The organism is Oscillibacter sp. CU971, assembly GCF_905219725.1.
Lineage (GTDB): Bacteria > Bacillota > Clostridia > Oscillospirales > Oscillospiraceae > Oscillibacter.
In genome coordinates, this window is sequence record NZ_CAJMXG010000110.1 from 1 (window position 1) to 9,569 (window position 9,569).

Annotated in this window: 7 protein-coding genes; all 7 read right to left on the reverse strand. The window is 58.0% G+C overall.

The annotated features are described in order from the left end of the window. Positions 1-179: 179 nt before the first annotated feature. Positions 180-1,532, reverse strand: coding sequence for an NADP-specific glutamate dehydrogenase (gene gdhA, locus JX325_RS08975; RefSeq protein ID WP_204790819.1), 1,353 nt, complete (start codon positions 1,530-1,532; stop codon positions 180-182). A gap of 12 nt (positions 1,533-1,544) precedes the next feature. Further along, on the reverse strand, positions 1,545-2,723 hold the full coding sequence (locus JX325_RS08980) for a pyridoxal phosphate-dependent aminotransferase (protein ID WP_204790820.1): 1,179 nt from the start codon (positions 2,721-2,723) through the stop codon (positions 1,545-1,547). Between the two features lie 12 nt (positions 2,724-2,735). Further along, positions 2,736-4,067: an acetyl-CoA hydrolase/transferase family protein gene (locus JX325_RS08985; protein ID WP_204790821.1), complete on the reverse strand. Its 1,332-nt coding sequence runs from the start codon at positions 4,065-4,067 to the stop codon at positions 2,736-2,738. Positions 4,068-4,077: 10 nt separating this feature from the next. Continuing rightward, positions 4,078-4,656, reverse strand: coding sequence for an indolepyruvate oxidoreductase subunit beta (locus tag JX325_RS08990; protein WP_243414012.1), 579 nt, complete (start codon positions 4,654-4,656; stop codon positions 4,078-4,080). Next, positions 4,653-6,392: an indolepyruvate ferredoxin oxidoreductase subunit alpha gene (iorA, locus tag JX325_RS08995; protein WP_243414013.1), complete on the reverse strand. Its 1,740-nt coding sequence runs from the start codon at positions 6,390-6,392 to the stop codon at positions 4,653-4,655. The genes JX325_RS08990 and iorA overlap by 4 nt, the downstream gene beginning before the upstream one ends. Positions 6,393-6,551: 159 nt before the next feature. Then, entirely contained in the window at positions 6,552-7,997 is a 1,446-nt protein-coding gene (locus JX325_RS09000) for an aminoacyl-histidine dipeptidase (protein WP_204790823.1), read from the reverse strand. A 96-nt stretch (positions 7,998-8,093) separates the two neighbouring features. Continuing rightward, a complete protein-coding gene (locus tag JX325_RS09005) occupies positions 8,094-9,203 on the reverse strand; it encodes a DUF917 domain-containing protein (RefSeq protein ID WP_204790824.1) in 1,110 nt (369 codons plus the stop codon). Positions 9,204-9,569 lie beyond the last annotated feature (366 nt).

Genomic DNA, 9,569 nt, shown 5'->3' on the forward strand with positions numbered 1-9,569 from the left:
GTCGCGGACGGCGAAGGTGAAGTGATGAGGAGCGGGAACGTCCAGGGGATAGTGCGTCATGTTCTTGTCCATTTTGAATTGCCTCCATGTAATTAAATTTATACCAGCAGTTTAGGGACTTTCGCTGGTATTTTACAATTTTGTAATGCCTGACGAGGTGACAAAGGTTCGTTTTCCTGTTAAAAAACGCCTTGGGCCATCATAGCGTCAGCTACTCGCTGGAAACCGGCAATATTAGCTCCAGCTACCAAGTTGTATCCCAGGCCATATTTCTCTGCGGCCTCCACGCTCATACTGTAGATCGTGTCCATGATCTGGTGAAGCTGTTTGTCGACCTCTTCCTCAGTCCACACCAGCCGTTCGCTGTTTTGCGCCATCTCCAGAGCAGAGGTCGCCACGCCGCCGGCATTGACGGCCTTGCTGGGAGCTACAATCATGCCGGGCTGGGCCATCAGGAATTGGAGTGCGTCGTTTGTCGTGGGCATATTTGCCACTTCAATATAATATTTCACACCGTTGGCCACAATTTGCTTTGCCTGCTCCATGTGAACATCATTCTGCATAGCAGAGGGCATACAGACATCAACCGACACGCCCCAAGGTTTCCAGCCTGGGAAAAATTCCACGCAAGGGAACCTGTCGTAATAATCCTGCACCCGGTTCCGGCCAGAGTTTCGCATTTCTATTAGATAGTTGATTTTCTCATCTGTCACCACGCCTTGCGGATCATGGATGTACCCATCAGGTCCGGAAAGGGTTACAACCTTAGCACCCAGCTCCGCCGCCTTTTTGCAGATGCCCCAGGTCACGTTGCCAAAGCCCGCGCAGGCAATAGTCTTCCCTTCCAGGGTTTCTCCCTCATGCTTCAGAACATTCTCCAGATAGTATACCGCACCATACCCCGTGGCCTCGGGCCGGATGAGAGAGCCGCCGTAGCTGAACCCCTTGCCCGTCAGAACGCCGTTTTCAAAGGCGCCCTTCAGCCGCCGGTACTCTCCGTAAAGGTAGCCGATTTCCTTGGCGCCCACGCCCATGTCTCCGGCCGGGACATCCACGTCGGGCCCGATATAGCGGTACAGGGCCTGCATGAAGCTTTGGCAGAAGCGCATGATCTCCGCGTCGGACTTGCCTGCCGGATCGAAGTCGCTGCCGCCCTTGCCGCCGCCGATGGGCAGGCCCGTCAGGCTGTTCTTGAAGACCTGCTCGAAGCCCAGGAACTTGATGATGCCGGGGTACACATTCTTCTGGAATCGCAGACCGCCCTTGTAAGGGCCGATGGCCCCGTTGAACTGACAACGGTAGCCGATGTTGGTGTGCCAGGTTCCGTCGTCCGCCATCCAGCAGACCCGGAAGGTGAACATCCGCTCTGGTTCCACCATGCGGGTCAGCAGGTCGGCCTTCTCGTATTCAGGGTGCTTCTCAATGACGGGCTCCAGGGAGGAGAGGACTTCCTCTACCGTCTGGACGAACTCCGGCTCATTGGCGTGCCGGGTCTTCACATGCTCAATTACACTGGAGAGATAGGCATTCATTGAAATTTCCTCCTATTGATATTTTTTAATCAGGGACTCAAATATCGGCAGGCTCTGCAGAAGCATTTCATGGGATACGCAGGTGCTGGCCCGGAAGTAGTCGGGACAACCAAAGTCCCCGCCGGGAACTAACAGAAGGTTACGAGCCTTAGCCAGGTCGGAGAACGCTTTGGCGTCTCCGCCCGGCGCTTGGACAAAGAGGTAAAATGCGCCGCTGGGCCTGACACACCGATAGCCGTAGGAGGTTAGTGCATTATAGAGGGTCACACGGTTGCGGTCATAGGCGTCCAGGTCCGGCCGGGAGGCCGCGCAGGCGGCCACCACCCTCTGCTGGAGAGAAGGGGCGCAGACGTGGCCCAGGGACCTGGCCGATCCTGCCGCTGCGGCGAACAGAAGCCCGCTGTCCTCCACCCGGTCCGAGACGCAGAAATAGCCGATGCGTTCACCAGGCATGGAGAGGGACTTGGAATAGGAGTAGCAGATGACGGTGTTGGGGTAGATGTCCGGGAGGAAGGGGACCTCCGCCCCGTCATAGGCCAATTCCCGGTAGGGCTCATCGGAGATGATGTAGATGGAATGGCTGAACTCCCGGCTCTTGCGGGTCAGAACCTCCGCTAATCTTTCCAGAGTCTCTCGGGTATAGATGACGCCGGAGGGGTTGTTAGGAGAGTTGACGATGACCGCCTGGGTGTGGACCGTGACCCGCTCCTCCAGGGCGGCGCAGTCGATTTGGAACGCCGCCCTGTCGGCGGGGACCGGGACGAAGGCAGCTCTGTTGGCCTCCACAAAAGGGCGGTACTCGGCGAAGTAGGGCGCAATGGCCAGAATCTCCGCCCCCTCCACCGCCAAGGCCCGAATGACAGACGTCAGAGCCGGGGCCGCACCGCAGGTGAAGAAAATATTCTCTCCCCGGAGGTCCGAGCTATAGCGGCTGTTCAACTCCTCTGCCACCATCTGCCGGGCGTCCATGGCTCCTGGGGCCTGGGTGTAGCCGTGGACGGAAAGACTGTCGATATTGCGGAGGATGGAGACAAAGGTCTCGTTGACCTCTGGCGGGGCGGGGATGGAGGGGTTGCCAATGGAGAAGTCATAGACGGTCTCCCCGGCGGCAGCCTGCCGGAGGCCGTACTCAAACAGCTCCCGGATGCAGGAGCGGGTCTGACCCAGAGCCAGCATTTTTTGGTTTACCATGCAGGCGCCTCCTTATCGTTTATTAGAGCGCCGCCAGATTTTTTGCTCCTGGGCGGCGGCGATGAGCTCGTCCCGGAAATCAGGATGGGCGATGGAGATCAATAACTCCGCCCGTTCCCAGGTGGACCGGCCTACCAGATTCACCACACCGTACTCCGTGACAATGTAATAAGCCTGGCTCCGGGGCCCCGTGATAATGTCCCCGCCGAAATGGGGGACAATCCGGGAGCAGCGGACGCCGCCCTTGTCCAAAAAAGAGGAGGTCATGCAGATAAACGCCTTTCCCCCTCGGGACATGGCCGCACCGGTGAGGTAGTCCAGCTGCCCACCCGTGCCGCTGATGTGCCGTAGCCCGGCGCTCTCGGCACAGGTCTGGCCGTAGAGGTCCACCGCAATGCAGCTGTTGATGGAGATCATGTCGTCCAGCTGGGCGATGGTCTCCGGGGCGTTGACGTATTCCAGGGGTGCCACAGTGACGAAGGGGTTGTGGTCCACCCAGTCGTAAAGGTCCTGGGAGCCGAAGACAATGCCCGTCATGCCCTTGTTCCGGTGGATAGTCTTTCGGGCGTTGGTCAGCTTCCCGGCCTTGTGGAGCTCATAGTAGGCATCGCCGCAGAGCTCTGTGTGCATGCCCAGATCCTTCAGGTCCGACTGGGCCAGCAGGGAACCCACCACGTTGGGCATGGCCCCGATGCCAAGCTGAAGAGTGGCTCCATCCTTGACAAAGGGGACGATTTGCTCCGCGATTTTACGGTCCTCCTCCGTAGCCTTCGCCACCGGGAACTGAGGCAGGGGGTCGTGAGGACCTTCCACCACATAGTCCACCTCAGAGAGGTGAATGAACTCGTCGAAGCCGCCTAGGATATGAGGCAGGTGCTCATTGACCTCCAGGATTACGATGTCCGCCTTCTCCAGAATTCCCCGGGCAATGCCGGTGGCGCAGGAGAGATTGAAATAGCCATGCTTATCCATGGGCGGGACGCACATCATGGCCACGTTCACCGTCAGAAAATGGCGGTAATAGGGAACCACGTTTCGGAAAATCATGGGGATATAGTTACATAAATTCCGGTCGCAGAGCTTCCGCTCATAGGCGGAGCAGTGCCAGGAGTTGTAGAGGAAATGTTCCCGGCTGGGGTCACATTCCACCACCTGGATGGGGCCGAAGAGCAGGTTGCCCCGGATTTTCACGTCGGTGAGCTCGTCCCGGCGCTTGGCCAGGGCGGCGTCCAGCAGAGGCGGAAAGCAGACGTTGGAAGTATAGTCCACCCAGTCCCCGCTTTTCACTGCCTGCACCGCCTGCTCCGGCGTGCGCAGCTTTTGCCGGTATTGGTCCTGTAACATGCCGTCCTCCTTACTTTACCGCCGCCCGGCCCGCCCGGTATGCGGCCAGGTTCAGCTCCAGGAACTTCTGGGGAACCACCTTGGAAATCACAGCCTCCCAGTCGATGTGGTCCAGCCCCAGGGCCTTGGCCATGGCCCCGAAGAGGACCACGTTCATGCACTTGGCGTTGCCCAGCTTCATCGCCTCCGCCGCCGCGTCCAGGGTCACGCAGCGGAAGTGGGATTCCATGGCCTCCAGACACCCGGCGGGGTACTCGCAAAGGCCCGCCGCGATGGTGGAGGAAGGGAGCTCGTAATTGTTGATGACGGCCACGCCGCCGGGCTTGAGGAACTCCGCGTACCGGACGGCTTCCATCTTCTCAAAGGCCACCAGAATATCCGCCGCACCGGGGCCGATGACAGGGGAGTAGACCTTCTCCCCCCAGTGGACCTGGGTGGAGACGCTGCCGCCCCGCTGGCTCATGCCATGAACCTCGGACATCTTCACGTCATAGCCCGCTTCCATCAGTCCGGCCACCAGAATTTTCGCGGTCAGGATAGCGCCCTGTCCGCCAACGCCAACCAATAAAGCGCTCTGCCGTTCCATCATTTTGTCTCCTTTCTGGAAATCGCCCCCACAGGGCACACCTGGGCACAGACCGTGCAGCCTGCGCATTGCGTCGCGTCAATCTGACATTGGCCTGTCCGTATAGAGATAGCAGGACATCCGACTTTCAGGCATTTTTTGCATCCAATGCACTTTCCACGGTCCACTTCACATAGGCCGGTGTTGTGGGAAATGCGCTTGATTAAGAGGCAGGGACGGCGGGTGATGATGGCGGCGGGGACCTCGGACGCCAGAGCGTCGTCCACAGCCTTCTGCATGGCGGCCAGGTCCTGGGGGTCCACAATGATGACGTTTTCATAGCCCAAGGCCCGGAGGACGTCCTCAATTTTGATGGCGGCGGCAATGTCTCCTTGGAGGGTATATCCGCTGCCGGGGTTGTCCTGGTGTCCGGTCATGCCTGTGATGGAATTATCCAGCACTACAGGGATGACATTCCCCTTGTTATAGAGGATTTCCGCCGCGCCGGTCATGCCGCTGTGGAAGAAGGTGGAATCGCCCAGAATGCCGAAAACTTTTTTCTTCTGTCCTGTTGCTTGGAAAGCCTTAGCCATGCCCATGCCTACAGAGAAGCCGCCGCCCATACAGACGCAGGTGTCGATGGCATTTAAAGGCGCCGCGGCCCCAAGAGTATAACAGCCGATGTCTCCGGTGACGACATAGTCCTTTCCTTTGGACATGATGTAGAAAAATCCTCGGTGGGGACAGCCGGGGCACAGCGCCGGGGGCCGGGAGACGGCCTGGACGCCTACGTCTACGGTAGGAGCGCGCCTTTGGAAGATACGTTCCGACAGAAGCTGGGGGTTCAGCTCATAGAGATTCCCTGTGAATTCCTTGCCAACACAAGGAATTCCAGCGGCCTTGATCTGCTCCTCCATGAAAGGTTCCAGTTCCTCGATGACATACAAGGTTTCCACTTTGGAAGCAAAGTCCCGGATGAGCTTCATGGGCAGGGGATAGGTCAAACCCAGCTTTAAAAAAGAGGTGTCCTTGGGAAAGGCATCCTCGGCGTACTGATAGGCGATGGAAGCAGTGATTACGCCAATTTTCTTCCCACGAAGTACCATTTTGTTTAAAGCGGAGGTTTCGCCGTACTCCGCCAGCCGCCGGAGGTTCTCTTCCACCTTGGGATGATTCTGATATGCATTCGCGGGAACTGAAACATATTTCCGTGTATTTTTCTGGTAAGGCTCTGCGGCGGCTTCCTCCCGCTTGCCGGTGACAACCAAACTCTTGGAATGTGAAACTCGTGTGGTAACGCGGAAAAGTACCGGCATATCAAATTCCTCGGAGATTCGATACGCCTCCTTCATGAAGTCCAAACATTCCTGTGAATCTGACGGCTCCACTAAGGCGATGCGGGCAGCTTTGGCATAGAGGCGGCTATCCTGCTCGTTTTGAGAGGAGTGCATGCTGGGATCGTCTGCCGCCACAAGGACATACCCACCTTTGACGCCATTATAGGCGGCGGTGAAGACGGGGTCTGCCGCCACGTTCAAGCCCACATGCTTCATGGCGCAGAGACTTCGTACTCCGGCGATGGCCGCTCCATAGGCCGCCTCTGCCGCGACTTTTTCGTTAGGAGCCCACTCGCAGTAGAGGGATTCCTTGTACGGAGGCAGATTCTCGAAGATCTCCGTGCTGGGCGTTCCCGGATAGGCGGAGCACACCCGCACTCCGGCCTCGTAGGCTCCCCGGGCGATGGCTTCGTTGCCTGACATGAGTATCTTTTCCAAGGTTCCAGACCTTCCTTTCCATAAATATACTTTAAACGCCAAAAGAGGACTTGCTCTTTCAGCCGGACGGCCGAAAGAGCAAGTCCATTTCACACGATTAAATTGCCGCTGCTCTACCGGCCTTTATGAACCGATGGGGACAGTTTATTTGCTCTGCTTGAGAACCTCGCACAGAAGCTGATAGGTCCGCGCAGAGGAGGAGATGCTCAGATGCTCTCTGGGCGTATGTACGTCGGCCATCTCCGGGCCGATGGACACGCAGTCCAGATCGGGGATGCTGTCCGCGAAGAGGCCGCACTCAATGCCGGCGTGAACCGCCTCCACGGAAGCCTCCTTGTTAAAGAGTTCTTTATACACACGGACGATGGTATCCTTAACCACCGAATGAGGGTTATAGGACCAGCCGGGATAGCTGCCGGAAAATTCCGTGGTTCCTCCTGCCAGCGCGACAATGGAGGCCACCCGCTCCAGGACCCACTCTTTCTGCGTGGTCATGGAGCTGCGCACCGTGTTGGCCAGGAAGAGTTCCGCCTCGTCCAGCCGCAGGATGCCGAAGTTCAGCGAGGTCTGCACCAGACCGGGCATATCCGCGCTCATGGCCTGTACGCTGTCGGGCAGAGCCAGCAGAACCTTCAGGACCTTCTCTGTATCGGCGGCAGTCAGCGCAGAAGCCGATACCTTTGCCCCGGCTTTGGCGGAAACGACCATATTGGGCTCCGTGGCGGCATATTCCTTTTTCAGGATTCCCGCCCAGCGCTCCGTTTCAGCCAGGACCCCGGCGGCGCCACCGGAAACGCCGATAACAGCGGAAGATTGAGAGGCGATGGCTGTTTCACGGCTTCCGCCTTCCAGCTTCACCAGGCGGAAAGCGTCTTTTGCCATCAAGCCGCGGAGCAGGCGTCCCATCAGCACGTTGGAGTTGGCACGGCCCTTGTCGATCTCCACGCCGGAGTGGCCGCTGGTCAAACCGGAGATTTCCAGCTCTACCAAGGTCAGCTCCTGGTTTTCCCGGCTGACGGGGAGTTTGGAATAGGCGTTCGCGCCGCCGGCGCAGCTGCACATCAGCACGCCCTCATATTCGGAATCCAGATTGATGAGCTTATGCCCGGTGAGCTGAGCGCAGTCAAAGGCAAAAGCGCCCAGCATTCCGATCTCCTCGTCGGCGGTCAGCAAAACCTCCAGAGGCGGATGGTGCAGGGTTTTGTCGTCCAGAATCGCCAGGCACATGGCCACGGCGATGCCGTTATCTCCGCCCAAAGTGGTGCCGTCGGCCCGGAGGGTGTCGCCCTCCACCACCAGCCGGATGCCGTCTTTCGTGAAATCAAAATCCAGCCCGGGGTCTTTCTCACACACCATATCAGTGTGGCCCTGTAAAATCACGGTTTCCGCCTGCTCATAGCCAGGGCTGGCGGGTTTGCGGATGACCAGATTGTCGGCCTTGTCCCGGTACCAGGAAAATCCCCGCTCCTCGGCAAAGCGGACACAGTAGTCCACGATGGCGCCGGTGTTCCCGGAGCCGTGCGGGATGCCGCAGATGGTCTCAAAATACGAGAACACGTTCTGAGGCTCCAGGTGGGATAAAACGCTCATGGCGCTGTCTCCTTTCATTCTAGGCATTCTGCGATTTGCAGTCCCCCGGCATCCGCCGGGGGACTCCCACGGGGAAATTCCCCGCCGGAATTTAACTTAATAGCGGACCTGCCCGCCCTTCATACCGACGCGCTCCAGCTCAGGCAGCCAGCAGGTGTAAGCCTTGTGATCCTCGTCCCACCAGTTGGGGTGGGCGGGGGTCATGGTGACCAGGATGTGCTGGCCTTCCTTGGTGTCGGCATTGGTCAGAGGCATCATGGTATCCAGATCCACCAGGCCGATGCCCTCGGGAGCGGTCAGGCAGGTCTTTCCGGCCTCGTCCCGCAGAATCAGGTTCTCGTTCTTGAAGTCGATGTAATACTTGTGTCCGTCTTCGCCCTTGACCACGGTGGTTCCGAAGTCAAAGCCGCCCTCGGCCTTGATGTCCAGCTTTTCGATGGTGCCGCGGCAGAACTCCCGGACCTCCATCACCTTTTTCAGCTCGTCCATCAGGTCCGTCCTGTTGGCCTTGGCGGCGAGGAACGCCTTGCCGATGTTCTGCGCCTTGGTGACGCATCCCACATCCAGGGCCTCCTGCATCTCGGCCTTGTTCATGCCCCAGGTGGCGAAGCCGATCCGCATCTTGTAGAGCATGCACATCTGCCGGGCGATCTGCTCGCCGGACTTGTCGCTGATGGGATACACGGCGATCTCGTCTCCATTGAGGCTGCCCAGGCCCATGGGCGTGGGGGGATGGTCGTAATAGCTGTTCAACGTGGTGTTCAGCTCGGGAACGGCCCGGCCGTTGGAGTCCACATCCAGGAACTTGATGCGCTTGGCGGGGTCTTTATCAGAAAGGATCGCCACCAGCATGGGGACGAAGGTGTTGAAGCCGCCCATCTCGCCGGAGTAGAGATATTTGCAGTCCTTGCCCTCGCTGATAAACGCCTTTTGGAAGGCCCGGAAGGCGTAGACGGCGTCGGGACCAAACATGGGCATATCCGGGTCCAGCATCGCGACAGGAGAGCCCAGGCCGGCGACCATCGCCGCGTACTCGTTGTCGCCGATCTCCGACAGGTCCAGCAGGTCCAGCTCGATGTTCTCGCCGGTCTCGTCCAGGTGCTCCAGCATGTCGAGTCCCTGAGAGAGGGAACCGCCACCGCCGGCGCCCAGCAGGGTGGCGCCATACAGAATTTCGAGGATGTCCTGTTTGTGCAGCTTTCTCATAATGTGACCTCCTGTTAAATAAAAATATCCCTTCACGATCCTGGCCCGGATCGAAAATGGCCGACGAATAAACATGAAATATACGAAAAGAGTTTAATATTATTCGCCGTAGCTAATTTCGGGTTTGTGCAGAATAACAGAAACTCTGATTATGAGTATATTCTCTTTTGTAAAAAAAGTATTTATCTCTTTGGACAAAAAAGCGCCCCCCTGATTGGCCGGAAGAGCCAATTAGGAGGGTTCGCAATTTACTTATTTATCCAGAATGCGCATGAGAGCCACAGCGATGTACAGGGGATACGCATCCGGCATTTGAGAGGGCGCGTACCCAAGCAGGTCCTGTGCGCTTCGAAGCCGGTATTTGAT

Coding starts and splice junctions, on each gene's coding strand:
- JX325_RS08980 (WP_204790820.1), bottom strand. CDS start 2,723: ATGGTAAACCAAAAAATGCTGGCTCTGGGTCAGACCCGCTCCTGCATC.
- JX325_RS09000 (WP_204790823.1), bottom strand. CDS start 7,997: ATGAGCGTTTTATCCCACCTGGAGCCTCAGAACGTGTTCTCGTATTTT.
- gdhA (WP_204790819.1), bottom strand. CDS start 1,532: ATGAATGCCTATCTCTCCAGTGTAATTGAGCATGTGAAGACCCGGCAC.
- JX325_RS08990 (WP_243414012.1), bottom strand. CDS start 4,656: ATGATGGAACGGCAGAGCGCTTTATTGGTTGGCGTTGGCGGACAGGGC.
- JX325_RS08985 (WP_204790821.1), bottom strand. CDS start 4,067: ATGTTACAGGACCAATACCGGCAAAAGCTGCGCACGCCGGAGCAGGCG.
- JX325_RS09005 (WP_204790824.1), bottom strand. CDS start 9,203: ATGAGAAAGCTGCACAAACAGGACATCCTCGAAATTCTGTATGGCGCC.
- iorA (WP_243414013.1), bottom strand. CDS start 6,392: ATGTCAGGCAACGAAGCCATCGCCCGGGGAGCCTACGAGGCCGGAGTG.